Genomic DNA, 18,915 nt, shown 5'->3' with positions numbered 1-18,915 from the left:
TTTCGTAGGGCGGATAAGCGTAGCGCCATCCGCCGTTTACAGCTACTTCAGCGTCTCAACCAGCCCTTTACGCTGGCCTTCCAGCGTTACCACTTTGCTGCATACATCGCGGCCAAACTGTTCGAAATCTTTTTCCTGATTTTTCCACTCGTTCTGAATCGAGGTTTGCAGGCCGCCCAGGCTACCCAGTACGCCCTGTAATGGATTACCGCCGCCTTTGAGCACCGCTTTTGCACCCATCTCGTTGATGCTGTCCTGCAGGATACCGCCCATCGCCTGATTCACCAGGGTCTGGCCGTCGGCGCGTACCTGATCGATAGCTTTATAATGGAAGGTTAATCCGTCCTGACGATGTTCAATGATGCGGTTCATCTGCTCTTTAAGCTGCGCGTCCAGTTTGGTCAGGCGACCACGCATATTGCTGCTCTCGCCCACTTCCTGCGCGATGATTTTATCCAGCGCTACGCGGCCTTTTTCAACGCGGCTACGTGCGCCTGCGTCAACCCACGGCAGATCGATACGCAATGCCTGCTGGTAGTTAATCGCCAGCTGGCGCTGCGTTGCATTTAAGGTGTGCGGTTTGCCGTTAAACTGCAGGCTGCCGTCCGGTGCGATAACTAAATTGCCGTTCTCGCCAACCACCTGCACAGACTGCGGGTTAATGACCACGTCATCGCGCGGGTTCACGCTGCACTTATAATCGGCCTGCGCCTGCATAGCGGTAAGCAACAGAACGCCCGTCAAAGCCTTACGAATCATAGCTACTCCTGAAAAAAAGGCCGGTTTACACCGGCCTGTTTCTGTAACAATCAATCCCACCAGACGTCGAACAGATCGCTTGTGCGAACGTCTTCGAGCTTGTGCTCTTCAAGCCATTTACGCACCAGAGCCTGATGCTCTTCGGTGCATTTGCCGATTTCCTGCATGCAGATGAGACCATCCCATGTCAGATGACCACCGCCGTCAAAAGCGAGGCCGTTTTTATCGATGACGTCATTAATAAACGCATCAACGGTTTTATCAATATGTTCTTCCGAGGTGCCTTCCGGGAAACGCCATGCAACGGAGAACCCCAGCTCCTGGAATTCGTCGATATGCATTTTTTTACGCAGACGACGGCTACGATTTTTTGCCATTATTTTACCCTCTCGAACATTAAGTCCCATACGCCGTGGCCAAGACGATGGCCACGCTGTTCAAATTTGGTTACCGGACGTGAATCCGGGCGCGGTACGTAGTCGTTACTCTCCGACAGGTTCTGATAACCGTCGATAGAAGACATCACTTCGAGCATGTGTTCAGCATAAGGTTCCCAGTCGGTTGCCATATGGAACACGCCGCCCAGTTTCAGTTTGCGCTTCACCAGCTCCGCAAAAGGAACCTGAACGATACGGCGTTTATTATGACGCGCTTTATGCCATGGATCAGGGAAAAAGAGCTGAACCATGTTTAAGGAATTGTCAGGAATCATGTTTTCCAGCACTTCTACCGCGTCGTGGCACATGACGCGCAGGTTATCGACGCCTGCTTCATGTGCGGTGCCCAGACAGGCACCCACGCCCGGCGAATGTACTTCGATGCCAAGAAAGTTCTGCTCAGGCAAAGCCTGCGCCATAGCCACAAGCGATGAGCCCATTCCAAAACCGATTTCCAGCGTGACCGGCGCTTCACGGCCAAACAGTGCGGCAAAATCGGCAGGCGCGCCTTCATATTCAACGCCCATCACCGGCCAGTAATTTTCCAGCGCATGCTGCTGGCCTTTGGTCAGGCGGCCCTGGCGGCGGACAAAGCTGCGAATCCGGCGCAGCGCGCGACCTTCTTCATTAAATTCCGGTGAGATGACGTCATTCTTCATGGGTTTTAGCTACGCGTTAGTGTTCGGGAAACGGGCATTATCCAAAGTTAGTGGTCAGTTGCAAGAACAAGCACCGGAAAGTTCCGGTTTACAGCCCTCCGTGGTCTGTGCTGGAATCGGCACCCTGATTTAACCCTTTGCCGGATGCCCCGCGTTGACGATACAAGCGCCCCAATTCGCCCGCCAGGTCCTTGACTGGTACCACTTATACGGGCGTAAAACCCTGCCCTGGCAGCAAGAGAAGACGCCTTACAAAGTATGGCTCTCAGAAGTGATGTTGCAACAAACGCAGGTCACGACCGTTATTCCTTATTTTGAACGCTTCATGGCGCGCTTCCCCACCGTGACGGATCTCGCCAATGCGCCGCTCGATGAGGTTCTGCATCTGTGGACCGGCCTTGGTTACTATGCGCGTGCGCGCAATCTTCATAAAGCTGCGCAGATGGTCGCAAACCAGCACGGCGGCGTCTTCCCGGAAACTTTTGCAGAGGTTGCGGCGTTGCCAGGCGTCGGGCGTTCTACGGCTGGCGCGATTTTGTCGCTGTCGCTCGGCAAACACTTCCCAATCCTGGACGGAAACGTAAAACGTGTTCTTGCGCGTTGCTACGCGGTTGGAGGCTGGCCGGGCAAAAAAGACGTGGAAAAGCGCCTGTGGGCCATAGCCGAACAGGTTACGCCCGCGGAGGGCGTTAGCCAGTTTAACCAGGCGATGATGGACCTGGGCGCAATGGTTTGTACCCGTTCGAAGCCTAAATGCGAGCTCTGTCCGTTAAACAACGGCTGTGTGGCTTACGCCAGCCACAGTTGGGCAAGCTATCCGGGGAAAAAACCGAAGGTCACGCTTCCGCAACGCACAGGCTACATGCTGATGATGCAGCAGGCCGATGAGGTGTTTCTCGCACAGCGTCCCGCCGTTGGCTTATGGGGAGGCTTATACTGTTTCCCACAGTTCACCACCGAAGCAGAACTACGCGAGTGGCTGGCGCAACGACACATAACGGCCGATAATCTCACTCAATTAACCGCCTTCCGCCATACATTTAGCCATTTCCACCTGGATATTGTGCCAATGTGGCTTCCCGTGCATTCATTCGCGGGGTGCATGGATGAAGGAACCGCTCTCTGGTATAACTTAGCGCAGCCGCCTTCCGTTGGACTGGCCGCTCCCGTGGAGCGCCTGTTACAACAATTACATGCAGAGCCGGTAGTGATTAACGCTGCCCGGGCTCTTGAAGAGGAATGATTATGAGCAGAACCATTTTTTGTACCTACCTGCAACGCGAGGCCGAAGGCCAGGACTTTCAGCTCTATCCTGGCGAACTGGGCAAGCGCATCTATAACGAGATTTCCAAAGAAGCCTGGGCGCAGTGGCAGACCAAACAAACCATGCTTATTAACGAACGCAAAATGAGCATGATGAACCCGGAACACCGCAAAGAGCTGGAAGCCGAAATGGTGAATTTCCTGTTCGAAGGCAAAGAAGTCCACATTGAAGGCTTCACGCCGCCAGAAAAATAATAAAAAGGCCATTGCCCTTTAAGTCTGCTGACAAGGTCCTGAGATGTTAAAAGTTGCTTTGCCGATGCTTTTAAAAACAAAGGATGAGGCCTTCTGATTTGCCTCAAACATCCGAAAGTCGCGCTTTTTGGGTGTTTGTCATCACTCTGAAAGGGCCGTTGGCCCTTTTTTGCTAACCACAACACGCCGACACATACATGGAATGATGAAAAAATTTCTCGCGCTAGCTTTGGTCGTCCCGCTGCTCATCTCATGTTCGAGCAAAAAAGAAGACGCCTATAACGAAGCTTTTGTTAAGGACACTAACGGATTTGATATTTTGATGGGGCAATTTGCCCATAACATCGAAAATATCTGGGGCATGAAAGAGGTTCTGATCGCCGGTCCTAAGGACTACGTCAAATATACCGATCGGTATCTGACCCGCAGCCACATCAACTTTGACGACGGTACTATTACCGTTGAAACCATCGCTGGCACCGATCCCGCCGCGCACCTGCGCCAGGCGATCATCACTACGTTGTTGATGGGTGACGATCCCGGTTCAATCGATCTCTATTCCGATACCAACGACGTGCTGATTTCGAAGATGCCGTTCCTGTATGGGCAGGTCGTCGATAACACCGGCCAGCCGATCCGCTGGGAAGGCCGCGCTGCAAAATTCGCGGACTATTTGCTGCAAACGCACCTGAAAAGCCGTAAAACAGGGTTAAAAATCGTTTACAGCGTGACGATTAACCTTGTGCCGAACCACCTTGATAAACGTGCTCATAAGTACATCGGTATGGTGCGGAAAGCCTCGAAAAAATATGGCGTGGACGAGTCGTTGATCCTGGCGATTATGCAAACCGAATCGAGCTTTAACCCCTACGCGGTAAGCCATGCGGATGCGCTCGGCCTGATGCAGGTTGTGCAACACAGCGCGGGCGTGGACGTGTTTAAAGCCCAGGGGAAATGGGGCAAACCAAGCCGCAGCTACCTGTTCGACCCGGAAAGCAATATCGATACCGGCACCGCATATCTGGCGATTTTGCAGGACAGCTATCTGGGCGGCATTGATAACCCAACCTCACGTCGCTATGCCGTCATTACCGCGTACAACGGCGGTGCGGGCAGCGTGCTACGCGTGTTTAACAGCGATAAACAACGCGCCTTCAGCATTATTAATAGCATGGGTGCGGACGATGTTTATCAGACGTTAACCACGCGCCATCCTTCTTCTGAATCGCGCCGTTATCTGTATAAAGTGAATACCGCGCAGAAGAGCTATCGGCGGCGGTAAAGCTAATCGCCCCTCGCAGGAGGGGCGATATTTATTCATTTCACCATATACCCGTACAAACGCTTAATCCCGTCCGCATCCGTTTCGCTGTAAACCCCCTGCAACTCCGGTGAGAAACCCGGCAGCATATTCACGCCCTCTTCAAGCGCCAGGAAATAACGCAGCGCTGCGCTTCCCCAGACTTCACCCGGCACCACGCAAAGCACGCCCGGTGGATAGGGCAGCGCGCCTTCGGCGGCAATGCGCCCTTCCGCCTGGCTTAAGCGCACCAGCTCCACGTTGCCACGAATAAACTCGCTATGAGCATCCTGCGGGTTCATCGCCGCCACGGGCAGGCTGGCTTTGCGGAACATCGATTTTTGCAGATCTTTGACTTCAAAGCTGACGTACAGATCGTGCATCTCCTGGCAGAGTTGACGCAGCGTGTAGCCTTTATAGCGTACGGAATATTTCTGATAGATAGTCGGCAGCACGTCGGCAAGCGGCGTATCGTCTTCAATATGCTGTTCAAACTGCGCAAGCCACGCCACCAGTTGCGCCATTTTTTCCGCGCTTTCCGCAGGCGTCAGCAGGAACAAAATCGAGTTGAGATCCGCTTTTTCCGGCACCACACCGTTTTCACGCAGGTAATTTGCCAGGATCGCAGCCGGAATACCGAATTCAGCGTAACGACCAGTTTGTGGATCGATACCCGGCGTGGTCAACAGCAGCTTGCAGGGATCGACAAAATATTCATCTTTTTCATAGCCTTCAAAGCCGTGCCAGTTTTCACCGGGTTCAAAACTAAAGAAACGACGTTCCTGAGCGATGATATCGGTAGGATGATCCTGCCACGGCCTGCCCGCTACAACCGGCGGGATAAACGGTTTGATCATTTTGCAATTGGCGACGATCGCTTTGCGCGCTTCGATCCCCAGCGCCACGCAGTCTGCCCACAGGCGGCGACCGCTTTCCCCTTCATGGATTTTGGCGTTTACGTCCAGCGCCGCAAAAAGTGGGTAAAACGGACTGGTAGAAGCGTGCAGCATGAAAGCATTGTTCAGACGCTTATGCGGGCAAAAACGCGCCTGGCCGCGGATATGGTTATCTTTTTTGTGGATCTGCGAAGTCTGCGAAAATCCGGCCTGCTGTTTATGAACCGATTGTGTAACAAAAATCCCCGGATCGTTTTCATTAAGATCCAGCAGCAACGGCGAACAGTCTGCCATCATCGGGATGAACTGTTCGTAGCCGACCCAGGCGGAGTCAAAAAGGATGTAATCGCAAAGATGGCCGATCTTATCCACTACCTGACGTGCGTTATAAATAGTGCCGTCGTAGGTGCCGAGCTGGATCACCGCCAGGCGGAACGGACGTTTATCCTGCGCACGATCCGGCGCCACCTCGCGGATTAAATCCCGCAAATATGCATCGTCAAAACAGTGCGCATCAATACCGCCGATAAAGCCAAAGGGATTGCGCGCCGCTTCAAGATAGACCGGCGTAGCGCCAGCCTGAATCAACGCGCCGTGGTGGTTTGATTTATGGTTATTACGGTCGAACAGCACGAGGTCGCCGCGAGTCAGCAGCGCATTAGTAACCACTTTATTAGCGGCAGATGTGCCGTTCAGTACGAAATAAGTTTTGTCCGCATGGAATACTTTAGCGGCAAACTTCTGGGCATGCTTTGCCGATCCTTCATGGATCAGCAAATCGCCGAGCTTTACGTCCGCATTGCACATATCAGCGCGGAAGACGTTCTCGCCGAAGAAATCATAGAACTGACGCCCGGCAGGATGCTTCCTGAAGAACTCGCCGTGCTGATGGCCCGGACATGCAAAGGTACTGTTCTCCATCGCGACATATCTGGTCAGCGTGTCGAAGAAAGGCGGCAGCAGGCATTCCTCATATTCGACAGCAGCAGTTTCCAGCTCCAGATAATCCTGCGCTTTGCCGGTGATAATTCCCGTAAAATCAGCCTGTTCGTCCGGCTGGATTGGGGAAACTAAAAAGACCGGGAGGTTAAAGCCCGTGCGTTTGAGTAACGCCAGAATGCCGCTGCGGCTGTCTGCAACAGACAGCACGACTGCCGCAACGTCGGTAAAATCGGTAGCGTCGAGCGCGACCACTTCACGATAGGTGGAAAGCGTGGCAACCACGTCGTGGCTGGCGGCAATTTTCAATGATTTCATGTGCACAAATCCCAACAGCTTAAGGATGAGTGAGTGCCAGAAGGCACGGCAAAGGGATCAACTCCCCGGCGAATGCGTCTTGCGGAACTTTTGGAGGTAACCACTCCGGCCGCCAGACATCAGTAAAACCAGGCAGGCCACCTGATTTTACTGTTGTCCTGCAGTGAGCGAACGTTGCCTTCACCGCATAATAGGCGAGGGTCTTCGGGAGAGTGCGGAAAGGTGAACGAGCGCCATCAAGAGATGTCGGTGAGTACTGATTATGAACATCAATAAGCGCCCCGTAATGCATAAAATTTCGCGCAATCATGGCACCTTCTTCCCCGGGGTTCAAGGCGCACGGCGTAACGTGGATACAACATAGCGCACATTATTCATGCAAACACATGCCCTTCCCCTACAAAATCATTGACGAAGAAAAGGGTTTACGGTTTAATGCGCCCCGTTGCCCGGATAGCTCAGTCGGTAGAGCAGGGGATTGAAAATCCCCGTGTCCTTGGTTCGATTCCGAGTCCGGGCACCAAAATTTAGTTTCATGATGTCCCTATACGTCCTGAAACGTTATAAAATCAGGCAGTTAAAGAAACCTGATGGTGCTGAAAAGTTCCGTCAGGTTTTTTGACATCCAGATTTTTTGGGGGCTTAATTGGGGGCCTGTTGGTTCGATAAACTCTGGAGCCCCCGCTATGCCACTCACCGATACCGCCATCCGTAACGCCAAACCCATCGACAAATCTTACAAACTCAGCGATGCGCAGGGCCTGTACCTGCTGATTAAACCCAACGGTTCTAAACTCTGGCAACTCAAGTACCGCTTTGGCGGCAAGGAGAAGAAGCTGGCGTTTGGCGCTTACCCGACCGTGACGCTGGCGAATGCGCGTAAGCTGCGTGAAGAAGCCAGAGCCGTACTCAGCGCGGGCGACGATCCGGGGGTGAAAAAGCAGCAGGAGAAGCAGGCGAAGAAAAGCGGCAATACGTTTGAAGAGGTAGCCCGTAAGTGGCTGGCAGGCAATATCCGCTGGACGGAGCATCATGCGGCGAAAATCCTGCGTTCGCTGGAGCTGCACGTTTTCCCGCTGATCGGCAAATTCCCCGTCGCTGACCTGAAAACCGCCGATCTGCTGATCCCGCTGCGGGTAGCGGAGAGAAAAGGTAATCTGGAGACCGCCGCACGCATTCAGCAGCGCACCACGGCGATCATGCGCTATGCGGTGCAGGAGAGTCTGATCGCCAGCAATCCGGCCAACGATCTTACCGGAGCCATCGCACCGCCGCCGAAAAACCACTACCCCGCCCTGCCACTGGAAAAGATGCCGGAGCTACTGGAGAGGCTGGAAAGCTATTCCGGCAGATTACTGACCCGTCTGGCGGTACAGCTTAACCTGCTGATCTTCATTCGCTCCAGTGAACTGCGCTTTGCCCGCTGGACGGAGATCGATCTGGATGGCGCAATGTGGACTATCCCCGCACAGCGTGAACCGATCCCCGGCGTGCGCTATTCAGAGCGCGGAGCGAAGATGAAAACGCCACATCTGGTGCCGCTGTCAAAACAGGCGGTGACGGTGCTGAAACAGCTAAAGCTGCTGTCCGGCAACAGTGAGCTGCTGTTTCCCGGCGACCACGATCCGCGCAAGCCGATGAGCGAAAACACCATCGACAAGGCGCTGCGGGTGATGGGCTACGACACGCAGGTAGACGTCTGCGGTCACGGCTTTCGCACGATGGCCTGTAGCGCGCTGATTGAATCCGGGCGCTGGGCGAAAGACGCCGTGGAGCGGCAAATGAGCCATCAGGAGCGTAACAACGTTCGCGCCGCCTATATCCACAAGGCAGAGCACCTCGACGAGCGCACGCAGATGATGCAGTGGTGGTCGGATTATCTCGATTCCTGTCGGCAGAAATTTGTTGCGCCGTATCGCTATGACAGGCAGGTTCAGGTGGCCTGAGCCAGTTAACGCGCCACGCCGGAAAGCAGATCTCGCGGATCTGCTTTTTATTTGCACTTACTTTGGTCCTTTTCAATCTGATGTGATTCAGCGCTTCCCCTTTTATGGTGGCGACTGATAACATGCTCAGCGTCACTCTACCTGCTTTTTACTTCCTGTTTTTCCTTTCTAACAAAACTTCTTATTCTATTTTTATTGGAGAATTTTATGTCAAACCTCCAGCAGCGTATTGTTATTACCGGCGGACCAGGTTCCGGTAAAAGCACACTCATTGACGCTTTAATTACTAAAGGTTATATGTGCTTGCCTGAAGCTGGCAGAGGCGTTATTCAGGCTCAGGTTTCCATCAATGGAAATGCGCTTCCATGGAGCGACAGAATGGCTTTTGCAGAATGGATGCTATGCTGGGAAATGCGTTCATGGCATGCCGTTGAAGGATGCAATGAGATCTGTTTTTTTGATCGAGGAATTCCTGATATTGCAGGCTATCTCAACTTATGTCATTTGCCTGCACCAGCCCATTTAGATAAAGCCATTCAGACATTTCGTTACAGTAAACAAGTTTTTATTGCGCCTCCATGGCCAGAAATTTACACACAGGATTCGGAGCGAAAACAGTCGATTGAGGAGGCCGAACTGACATATCTCGCAATGGTGACCACTTATCAAAAATACGGTTACCAGCTACTTGAATTACCTCGTACCTCAGTGGAGAAACGGGCTGAGTTTGTCATTTCTAATATAGCCAATAAGGGAAAAAACTGAACCAACATATTTTGCAGGTTTTTAAAAGTTGCTGCGGTTCTGCTTTTTATTTGCACCAGTATCAAAATCCATTTCGCTGCGCCAGATCCCCCCAGTTAAATGTCGAACTGCGCCAGTTCCGGCCTTTTAAGCCCTTTGGCCTTTTCCGGTCTGGCGCTGTTACCCTTAGCTTTCCTTTACCCTTCGGCCTTTTGCTTTTCATGATTGCACCAGAACAGGAAGTTATTCCTCTTCATGCCGCCCGTAGACCTGCACCACATATCGCCCTCGCCCGTCGCCGTGGCCCAAATCCATTGAGGTCAGCGCCAGCGCTTCTTTGTCGCTGAATCCCTGCGCCAGATAATGGTGCATCGCATCCTGCGCCCACGCATAGCGCAGTGAGTGCGGGGTATAATTCCCCGTCAGTCCGGCTTCAGCGAGCGCTCCCCGCCAGTAATTCATGGCTTTCTGGAGATTCGGCTGTTCGATCAGCCTACCGTCACGTTGCTCTGCGACAGATAAGGCATTATCCAGCGCTTTTTTGACTGCGCCAGCATCAAGAATAACGGTTTCGCGCGGACGATGGCCTTTGGTGCCAAACACCACGGTTAAGCGGGTTTCGCCGCGCTCCAGCGCCTGTTTCCACATTTTCAGTGACTGACAGCACTGAACCGCTTCCTGCGAGCGCAACCCCATCAGCCTTGCCAGTTCCAGCGTTGCCGACAGCCCGACGTCTTTGTCGCGCACGGCTGCCAGCACCTGCTGATAATGCTCCGACGTGATAGCCCGGTTGGTGCCGTTGCGGGATGCGCCAGCCAGCCCTAATGCCTTATTGGTCAGTCGGTCATGCTGCGCCACCTGCTTACGTCCGGCATGTTGCAGCACAGCACGCAGCGCGGACATTTCATTTTGCAACGTCCGTTTGCCGATTTGCTGCGCCAGACGCGCCTGAATGTAGCATTCAATATGACGTACCTTGATCTGCTCCACCCGCTGGATCTGGATATTCAGCGAGCGTAAATAGCGACCGAACCGCTGCACAATGTGAATGCGGTCATCCACCGTTTTGAAACTGCCGCCGGCTTTTTTCGCCAGCGCCTTCATTTCACCACCTAATTTGCCCATAGCTACCCCTTGCCGCTCAATAAAAAGCACAATCTGGCCCCGGCGTATGCTGTGTGGCTGCGCCAGAACGATACCTTCACGCCAGGGTGGCAGGTTGTTGAGGTGTAGGGAGTTTCAGACTGTACGCGGTACAGGCTGCCTGCGTGAGCAGGAAATTCTCCGGGGCGTCATGCCCCCCGCGGTATCGATCTTTTTCTCCTTTTCTGAACCGACAGCGGCCTGAAATCGGCGTGTCAGTGTGGGGGATTGAGGGCGCAAGCCAGATTTTCCGTGGCCTGCGTCGGCGTGGTGGAACGGCGTCACTTGCGCCCGTAATACGGAACTCAAGTAACGCCCGGTCAGGTTTCGTGCTTTGAAAGAACACATTCTGGTGCAGGTTTACGGTCACGCGGCAGCAAATGCCTTACGGCAATGCAGGCCGCAGCCCGTAATGTAAAGGGCGCTGGTGTGGCAGCAGGTGCAGGATTTACCGGAAAGTTTCCGGCACGGTGAAGCATCGACCAGAGATCTGGCGCAGGTAAAAGGCGCTGAAATTCAGCAGGTGTAAGTGAGGCGTGAAATCGGGTGATTTCCGGTTGTGTGGAATGACAGCCGATGAACTGGCGCAGTTAAAGAATGCATCGTGTATGAACTTCGGGCCTCCGCCGCGATGTTCTGCGACCCGGTGTTTGCAGAGGTCTGCACCGGTAAAGGGATTAACCGTCCTGATAACAGGTGCTTCTTTCAGGTTGTGAAGCAAAGGGCGCTGTCGACGACAGCATAGTGCAGGAGGGAGATTACACCCGGTTTTCGCGGATGAAAAGGGGAAACCTTTTTTCTGGGAATTGAGTTGTTTGTGGATTTTTTCGTTATTTTGTGAATGGCGATCTGCCGCGCTTCGCTTGCCTTCTCCCGATCTTCTGACAGCAAAGCCATCAGAAGACCGGGAGAGTCTGTTTTAACGTGGTCTGAGGTAACGGGAAGGCCAGATTTGCTCTGGTGCAACGCCCAGCGCTTCGGCAATCAGTCTTTCACCTTTGGGCCAGTGCCTTATTAGCGCGTTTGCCAGCGTGGAGGACGCCAGACCTGAGTCGCGGGAAACGGCGGACAGCGACGTTCCGCGCTTTTTCAGCGCCGCGATGATGTCGGCAGAATGCCAGTCCGGTTGCATCATGCCGCCACCCCGTCAATAAACTTTACGCCATCAGGAGTGCGCAGCCAGCGCGGGGCTTTCATTTCCGCTGCGAAGTAATTGATCAGGTCATACAGCAGCCAGCTAAGGAATTTCTCCGTTTCAGAGGAAAATCCCTGCCCCGCCAGCGTCTGCGTCAGGGCAAGGCAGTAGTTGCAAAGTTCGGTACATTCCGGCCCAAACTGAGGGGTATTTGCCGGGAGGGTATCAACGGTCAGGCTTTCAACAAGATGGGGCGGGACAGGTTCTAACAGAGTGGGCTGGAGCAGTGTCAGAGCGGCGTTGAGTCTGCCACAGAGCGCCATTTTTAACGCGATATCTTTACTTTCAATCAGGGTTTCGGCGAAGTTTTCGCAGTGGCTGGCAAGGACGGTAAAGTCCGTGGCGGCATTGAAGGGAACAGCAAGTAACGGGTGTGTTTGGATTGGGGTAGTAGCCATAAGGCAACCTCCGGTATGTGAATTTAAATTCCACCACCGAAGAGACCAATCTTCCGGGTGGTGGACTGAACGGAGTTGGTCTTACCGGCCATACCTACACCGGCGCACCTTGCGGTGCCCCCGCCCAGCCCACCATAGAGGTATAGCCGAACGCACGACATAAAAAAGACGCTAACGCGCCATATGTCGCAGGTATGATATTCGGGAGACCAATCCCGGCACCTGAATTTGCAGGCGCCGGGAAAAGATACCGCTATTGGTAACAGACGGCAAGAAATTTTTAGCCCCTTATTTAATTATTCTCCACCCGCCTACATTATTATTCTTTAAAGTATAAATCCCATATATCTCCAGCCATTTATCGCCATCGAGATCAATAGGACGCATTGAGTGAATATTCTTTTCACCGGTAACAACCCAAACTATATTCAATTCATTTTTTAATAAAAATTGCTCTAGTTTATCTTTATCAACAATGAGTGCTGATTTATTTTCATAGTGAATAGACGGATCCAAAAATGTAACATCTCCATCACTATCCAACCATTCCCCTGTATTTTCAGAATAATTCAACTTCATACCATGATACATAAATTCGCAAGGTGCCAGATATGATAGTTCATTATCACCGGACGAATCAGACTCCCAATGATGACTTTCAGATGTCAGACAAATCGTCGCAATGGGTTTTCCCTGTTTTTGCCAATCAGTATAAATATTCTGCCATCCCTTATCTCCGTAGTGCGGGTCGTCAAAATATTGATATGCAGGCGACCAGTAATACTCTCGGCTAAAGACTCGGTATTGATCATGCGATTCTGGTAAATTTCGGATTAATGACAGATCTTTATTCAAATTGGATATTAGCGTTGGTAATTCACCTTCTTTTACTAAATAACTTCTAATATGATACCAAAGGTGTTTTTTTGCATAGCCATATTCGTCCTCACCAAGAGGAAGTGGCTCATCCCATGTAAAAAAGCCATCAAGTAATAAATATTTTTTATCATCGGCAGACAGAACTGATATCAGTTCAAGTGGATCAGGTAAATTAGCCTCTCTCTTCAACCAATCATTAATAGTGCCATCCCAGTCATTATATGGATTTTCATTATTCCAGAAGCTTTTTTGTCTTATAATCTCTTTGCTATAAGATGGCGTGGTTGGATCTATTTTTCTGACAAACAACTCCCAGGGTCCCTGAAACCAGACATAATTTTTCGACTCTGACCAGCGACTGCCCCCTTCGGCCACCTGATGATTGTCCGCAATACGCGCCAAAACCTCATACAATGCAATCCATTGGTATTTTTTACCTATTCTTTCTTTTTTGTTCCTGCTTCTATCCCCCTCACTGGCGTATCGATCAAACTGTCCATGCTTCTCAACATCATAGCCATATTTCTCAAAAATCAGTTTACAGGCATAGTTACTTAGTTCATTAGGGTCAAAATCACACCATCCAGATAATGCACTCTGAAAAGTATAACGCCCGAAATCACCATAGCTACAGATCCCCCGTCCATACTCAGTAACCATTGAGCTTAATATTGCATTTTGTCCCCAATAGTAATCTTTAAAATCCGCAGCATTATAATCATATTTATACGCATCAATTTCCTCATTGGTTGGGAAAGTCGTTGGAAAATCACTTCGATATGGAGGCCGAATAATATCAACATTATCCATTTGATATACTTTTTTATATAAAGCATATTCTATTATATTTCTGGCATAATCCCTGACAAGAACATTAGGATATACTTCTTCAGCTTCAAAAATAGTGGCAACAATATTTTCAGACAGTTTATCTAAATCATCCAGAGTAACAGAATTTAAAACCGCGCCATAAGAGGCCGCCAGGACCCGATCTAGTACGTAAGGATCATTAACATCTTTAAAGCTGTCTATGAGCGCCGTAATCGTTTTAATACTATTTTCCAATAAATTGGCTAACGATTTCGTTGCGCTATCTCGTAATTTGATATTCGTGCTCGTCAGTAGCCATGACAGCGCCTTAGCAGCCAGTAATCTTGAGTCATCCGATAAATAAAACTTATCCTCTTCCGCGCCAGCCCAGTCAATTAAACGCTGCATCGAAGAAGTTTCGTAATAATCTAAATTATGGAGATACTTCGTCCAGAATGAATCTCTGATTGCCATTGAATGTTTTGAAAGAAATTTGTGTAACTTGTCTGCGTTATAAATATGTTCGGGGTCGGAGGATACGGTATAAACCATTTGCATAAAGGCATCAAAGCCGTTATCAAATGGAATGATATATTTATTAATATATTCAAGCGTCTTTTCCTCAATATTATCAGGCTTACGCCAGATAAGACTTGAGATAAATGCACGAATAATACCATCATGTTTTTTATACTCAACTTCAACCAATTCATAAAGCTCTTTGCCAAATTTCTCAGGCAACTGAATAGAAAGTGATTCAATTATACCCTGATAAAAATAGCTCGATTTTATATATTTATATAACTCACCATTCTCTTTAAAAAAAGAATCTAGTGCATCATTATTATTTATTGAATATTTATCTAAAAGAAAAGATACTGTCAGATGGTCTTCAAATCGTTCATAAGCCAGATATACCCCTTCATCATAATTATCTTTCGAATTCCAATAGATATTCTTTGACAATATCCCTTCTGAAATTAATTCATCGAGAAAACGACGTCGATCACTATATCGACCAATGATTTTCTCTGCAATATCAAATGCCGCTTCATACGGAATAAAACTCAAGTCATTATTTAGCTTATATTCTATTAATTCATTAATGGTTTTCTCTATAAGCTTAAAATTTTCAGGGTAATTGAAAGAGGAAGGTCTCGATAACTTAGCCTCAATACTGTTTATGAAAAATGAAATGATATTACTTATCCCAGAATATCCTTTCGGAATTTTATTTAATCCAGAACGATATAGACCTTCGCAAAAAATTTTAAGAAAAAGTGGATTACTGAATTCAGGATGTAATATCGGGACTCCCGGTTGCTCTATACCATATTGAGAAAAGAAGAACTTAGATGCCTGATATTCGACACTCCCAAAACCAGAATGAGCAATTCGTGTTATTTTATTTTCATCGAAAAAGTCTTTGGGGACAATTAATTTTTCATATGAGCTTCTGATACTCAAAACAAGCCCAAGCCAAGGATATTTAGAGAACTGATTTATCATGCCGACTATATAATCGGGCCAAAAATACCGTCCTTTCCCTTCATTGATTGCATCAATAATAAATAGCAGACGTTCTCCCTGAGCCTCAGCTCTGGCATTCAATGCCCCTAATAAGACATTTTCCTTACCATCAACACGCAGAATATTTCTTAGTATTTGTGTCCATGGTGACTCTTCTGATACAAAGTTTTGCCCCAGAAGTAATAGGCAAGGAATCCTACTTTTTATTCGATGGTTTGCTATATCCGCTAATAAATGAGATTTTCCAATCCCGGCCTCCCCTGACAGAATCATTAGAGGGCTATTTGCCAATTTCAACATTGGGCCCTTGATAAAGTCTGAAAAGTCAGAAATTGCCTGCCATGCATTATTAACCTGATACCTCAGATCGTCATTTTTCTTTTCACTATTATCAATAAATTCATGTTCAAAATCAGATAAGTACTTACTAATATTATCTATGTGGCTCAACAATAAATTTATATCAAACTGTTCCAATGCACGGTCTTCGGGAACAAAGCTGTCTTTAACATCAGAAATCCAGCGTTTAAATTGTTCGGATGTGTTATTACCAGAATAATGAATGGCTCTATCTGTAAACTTGTTAAGTTTTGCAATAAAATCATGAAAATATTTATGTGTTACCTTATAAAAACCACTATTTCTGCTAATTGCATCAAAATTTCTGGCAATATCCAGTTCGACATTCAGTTCTGGAGTATATCGCTTGCCAAGGTTTTTAGTACTCTCTTCTATCTGTTCGCTAAACCAACGAGTGGTAAACTCTTCCGCTGAGAACCAAAAATGTAACCGGCCAGCATTATTCTCTTGTGATAACCGATGGGTTAGTTCCGAGCTTCCCCAATACTCAATACTGATATTTCTTCCTAGCCCCTTAGCGTATTGCGTCCATTCTGCAACCTTTTTATTCCATTTATCCATAAACCAATCCTGATCCTTTCTACGAGGATCCTGTCGATCTAACGGAATACAGATATAATATTTGGTAAGATTTGGATGTGTTTTTAAAGCAGTTTCAAATGATTCTTTTAACTGTTTCCACTGAGCATCACCCATACTAAAAAAATACTTTGCCTGCCAGCCATATTCAGTTCCATCATCAAGTACACAATAGGCTTCGACGCCACCATCTGGCGCTGCCACACGGCGAAAATCTATTTTGTTAATAATAGGTTCTTCTCTTGCTAACTGACAAATCAGTTCTTCAAAAGCATTATTTTGAGAATTGTTGAACGTCCTGATGCTTTCCCATCTTATCGACATATTATTTCCTTACGATGTGCGTTCAAACCAAACGACACGAGGCGCACGTTTATTGAATATCGCAACCAGATATAGCATTAAACAGCACTATACCCCTGCTTCGGGTCATTCTTATACTGCGGAAACGCCAGCTTCAGTTCCCCTTGCTCTACCAGCGGTTTTAAGTACTGCTGACGCAGCGCATTAGGGTTACGGCTAAGGATCTGCCCCAGCGCTGCAACGGAAATATACTGCCCCTGGCACACATTCAGGATCACACTCTTCATCAGCGCTTTATCCCCCAGACGCAGCCTTTCACGTGGAACCGCAGCCAAAGCAAATAGCGAATCCCGGAAAGCATCAGTAAGATTTTCAACATCATCAATATAAGGTCTGTCGATAAAGCGATTAAGCAAACGTCCATACTCATCCCGGGACGCAGGTTGATCGTCCCCGGCGTTATGTGTGGACCTCTTCTCGTTATATGTGGAGTTCCCCTCGTTATGTGTGGACCTCTGCTCGTTATGTGTGGACCTCTGCTCGTTATATGTGGAGTTCCCCTCGTTATGTGTGGAGCTCACAACCGCGCCTAACGAGAAAACCTCATCCGGTGTCATGACCGATACGCCGGGCAAGGTGTAATATTTGCTTTTCTGCTCCCCCCCTGCGACCAGAAAACCTTTACTTTCCAGACGAGGAAGCGTCAACGTGACTTCGCGGGAATGACGGGTTGTTAACTGGCAGGCGCGTTCATGATTGACCCAACCTTCAATCGCTGCGGTTGCAACAATCACCTGTTCAAAATCATCAAGCTGATCGAAAGTCTCGCCAAATCGTTGATGCAAATCATCCAGAACATGCTGCGGGATCAGGCTGGCGGTTGGTAACTCCAGTATTGTCTGTGCCGGGAAGGGATTTTCTCTCAGTCTCGGCATGCGCCAGTTGGTCGTTCGCCAGCCGCTAAAAATCTTCGGCATTCCTGAACCTGCACGTTCACCCAAACCAATCAGCAAAAACATCTGGTGTAGCAACCTGTTGCGGCAATCACTGACGCCGCCTGCAATCACATCCTCCAACGGCAGGCGCATCAAGCCGGGATTGCGAAAGCCAAACATATCGGGGCGTTTGACGATCAGAATAGAAACCCGGTCGGTAAAATCAGCATGGACCAGCGTGTTAACCAGCGCTTCACGCAGCGCGATATGTACTGGCGTATCCGTTTTGCGCTGACCCTCTTCAAGGGTAAACGGGACTTTCAGATCGGCGACCAGCTTTTGGTATACCTTGCGATAAAAATCAAACAAGTTCCCTGACCATGTACCGTCCGGACATACCCGATCCACCCAACGTAGCTCCGTTTTAGCCTCGGGCCGTTCCTGATAGTCCACCATGTAGTTGGGCGCTGCGGCAATAATTGCATCCCATTGACCAAACATGAGAACGCCAGCCAGCGTTATGCCCTCTTTTCCGGTTTCCCTGTCTTTACGCCATCCACCAACCATTTTAAATAGTTCAAACGGCTCACAGGCCAGATAAGGATGTTGCGGGTTATTTGCCGATAACAGATTGCGATAGACTTTCAGGCTGTCCAGATCGATATCGTCCTGAAAGGTATAGTGTTCGGAAAGAACTTCATTATCGCGGCTGTCGTGGATCTGCTCTGCAAGCATCCGCTTGACGGTCATATCATCACAAACGCGATCGCCTTCGTGCAGACGTTGATAGGTGTTACCAAATGGAGACTTTTTCAGGTGCACCGGCTTTTGTTTGCGCATTGCCTGTGGAATATGGATCGCCAGAACGTCCATTCCCTGCAAAGAGACCTGTTGCACATCATTTTCTGATCTCAGCACATTCGCACTGACCCGATCGCGATCGTTTAACTGATTAAACAGATCGGTCTTAATCTTTTCGGGATCAGCAATACCAACTGGTGTAAATTTTCCAGCCTGTTCTTTTACACCGAGAACTACCCAACCGCCCCGACCATTTGCCATTGCGGAATAGGTGGGCCAGAAGTCTTTCGGTAACTCGCCTTTGCCGTCTTTTCCCCCTGCCAGCTTGAACTCTACCTGTTCCGATTCAACAAGGGTTTGCAGATCTATAATGTCTTTTATTTGCAAAGGCATAGAGGTTCCTCTGGCTGAAAAATATTCGGCTATATGATACCGCATCTACCGAATATCCGGTAGGTTGCTAAGG

The 18,915-nt window shown here is 49.2% G+C and carries 14 protein-coding genes and 1 tRNA gene; 6 read left to right on the top strand and 9 right to left on the bottom strand.

The window, feature by feature from the left end; all coding sequences use genetic code 11:
- Positions 1-42: 42 nt before the first annotated feature.
- Genes E2L00_RS10070 through trmB form a run of 3 tightly spaced genes read right to left on the bottom strand, consistent with a single transcriptional unit; the run spans position 43 to position 1,855 of the window.
- Positions 43-759, bottom strand: coding sequence for a YggN family protein (locus tag E2L00_RS10070; protein ID WP_167610583.1), 717 nt, complete (start codon positions 757-759; stop codon positions 43-45).
- Between the two features lie 50 nt (positions 760-809).
- A complete protein-coding gene (locus tag E2L00_RS10065; protein ID WP_167610580.1) occupies positions 810-1,136 on the bottom strand; it encodes a YggL family protein in 327 nt (108 codons plus the stop codon).
- A complete protein-coding gene (gene trmB / locus E2L00_RS10060) occupies positions 1,136-1,855 on the bottom strand; it encodes a tRNA (guanosine(46)-N7)-methyltransferase TrmB (protein ID WP_167610577.1) in 720 nt (239 codons plus the stop codon). The genes E2L00_RS10065 and trmB overlap by 1 nt, the downstream gene beginning before the upstream one ends.
- A 154-nt stretch (positions 1,856-2,009) precedes the next feature.
- Here trmB and mutY point away from each other — a divergent pair, with 154 nt between their 5' ends.
- The 3 genes from mutY (at position 2,010) to mltC (ending at position 4,655) form a co-directional block, all read left to right on the top strand.
- Positions 2,010-3,098 carry an A/G-specific adenine glycosylase gene (gene mutY, locus E2L00_RS10055; protein ID WP_167610574.1) on the top strand — a complete coding sequence of 363 codons (1,089 nt, stop codon included), beginning with the start codon at positions 2,010-2,012 and terminating at the stop codon, positions 3,096-3,098.
- A gap of 2 nt (positions 3,099-3,100) precedes the next feature.
- On the top strand, positions 3,101-3,373 hold the full coding sequence (locus tag E2L00_RS10050) for an oxidative damage protection protein (RefSeq protein WP_167610571.1): 273 nt from the start codon (positions 3,101-3,103) through the stop codon (positions 3,371-3,373).
- 205 nt (positions 3,374-3,578) lie between these two features.
- Positions 3,579-4,655: a membrane-bound lytic murein transglycosylase MltC gene (gene mltC / locus E2L00_RS10045; protein WP_167610568.1), complete on the top strand. Its 1,077-nt coding sequence runs from the start codon at positions 3,579-3,581 to the stop codon at positions 4,653-4,655.
- A 35-nt stretch (positions 4,656-4,690) separates the two neighbouring features.
- Here mltC and E2L00_RS10040 read toward each other — a convergent pair whose 3' ends face one another.
- On the bottom strand, positions 4,691-6,826 hold the full coding sequence (locus E2L00_RS10040; protein WP_167610564.1) for an ornithine decarboxylase: 2,136 nt from the start codon (positions 6,824-6,826) through the stop codon (positions 4,691-4,693).
- Between the two features lie 447 nt (positions 6,827-7,273).
- Between E2L00_RS10040 and E2L00_RS10035 the strand changes: the two genes are divergently transcribed.
- From E2L00_RS10035 to E2L00_RS10025, 3 genes are all read left to right on the top strand, one after another.
- Positions 7,274-7,349 (top strand) — tRNA-Phe (locus E2L00_RS10035).
- A gap of 163 nt (positions 7,350-7,512) precedes the next feature.
- Positions 7,513-8,772 (top strand): tyrosine-type recombinase/integrase, encoded by a 1,260-nt coding sequence (locus E2L00_RS10030; protein ID WP_167610561.1) that lies wholly within the window; start codon positions 7,513-7,515, stop codon positions 8,770-8,772.
- Between the two features lie 207 nt (positions 8,773-8,979).
- Entirely contained in the window at positions 8,980-9,537 is a 558-nt protein-coding gene (locus E2L00_RS10025; RefSeq protein WP_167610558.1) for an AAA family ATPase, read from the top strand.
- 222 nt (positions 9,538-9,759) lie between these two features.
- Here the strand turns inward: E2L00_RS10025 and E2L00_RS10020 are convergent, their stop codons facing one another.
- The 5 genes from E2L00_RS10020 to E2L00_RS09995 all read right to left on the bottom strand — a co-directional run bounded on the left by E2L00_RS10020 (position 9,760) and on the right by E2L00_RS09995 (position 18,842).
- Positions 9,760-10,641, bottom strand: coding sequence for an integrase domain-containing protein (locus tag E2L00_RS10020; protein ID WP_167610555.1), 882 nt, complete (start codon positions 10,639-10,641; stop codon positions 9,760-9,762).
- A gap of 937 nt (positions 10,642-11,578) precedes the next feature.
- The gene (locus E2L00_RS10015) at positions 11,579-11,794 is read right to left on the bottom strand and encodes a helix-turn-helix domain-containing protein (RefSeq protein WP_167610552.1); all 216 of its coding nucleotides are present in this window, start codon (positions 11,792-11,794) and stop codon (positions 11,579-11,581) included.
- Positions 11,791-12,252: a hypothetical protein gene (locus tag E2L00_RS10010; protein ID WP_167610549.1), complete on the bottom strand. Its 462-nt coding sequence runs from the start codon at positions 12,250-12,252 to the stop codon at positions 11,791-11,793. Before E2L00_RS10010 ends, E2L00_RS10015 begins: the two co-directional genes overlap by 4 nt.
- Positions 12,253-12,540: 288 nt before the next feature.
- Positions 12,541-16,734: an NACHT domain-containing protein gene (locus tag E2L00_RS10000; protein ID WP_167610546.1), complete on the bottom strand. Its 4,194-nt coding sequence runs from the start codon at positions 16,732-16,734 to the stop codon at positions 12,541-12,543.
- A gap of 77 nt (positions 16,735-16,811) precedes the next feature.
- Positions 16,812-18,842, bottom strand: a complete 2,031-nt coding sequence (locus tag E2L00_RS09995) for an RNA-binding domain-containing protein (RefSeq protein ID WP_167610543.1) — start codon at positions 18,840-18,842, stop codon at positions 16,812-16,814.
- Positions 18,843-18,915: the final 73 nt, after the last annotated feature.

It is taken from the genome of Cedecea colo, from assembly GCF_011808225.1.
In the GTDB taxonomy this organism is placed as follows: domain Bacteria; phylum Pseudomonadota; class Gammaproteobacteria; order Enterobacterales; family Enterobacteriaceae; genus Dryocola; species Dryocola colo.
The sequence above is the reverse complement of the archived record's forward strand: the minus strand, read 5'-3'. Positions and strand labels throughout refer to the sequence as shown.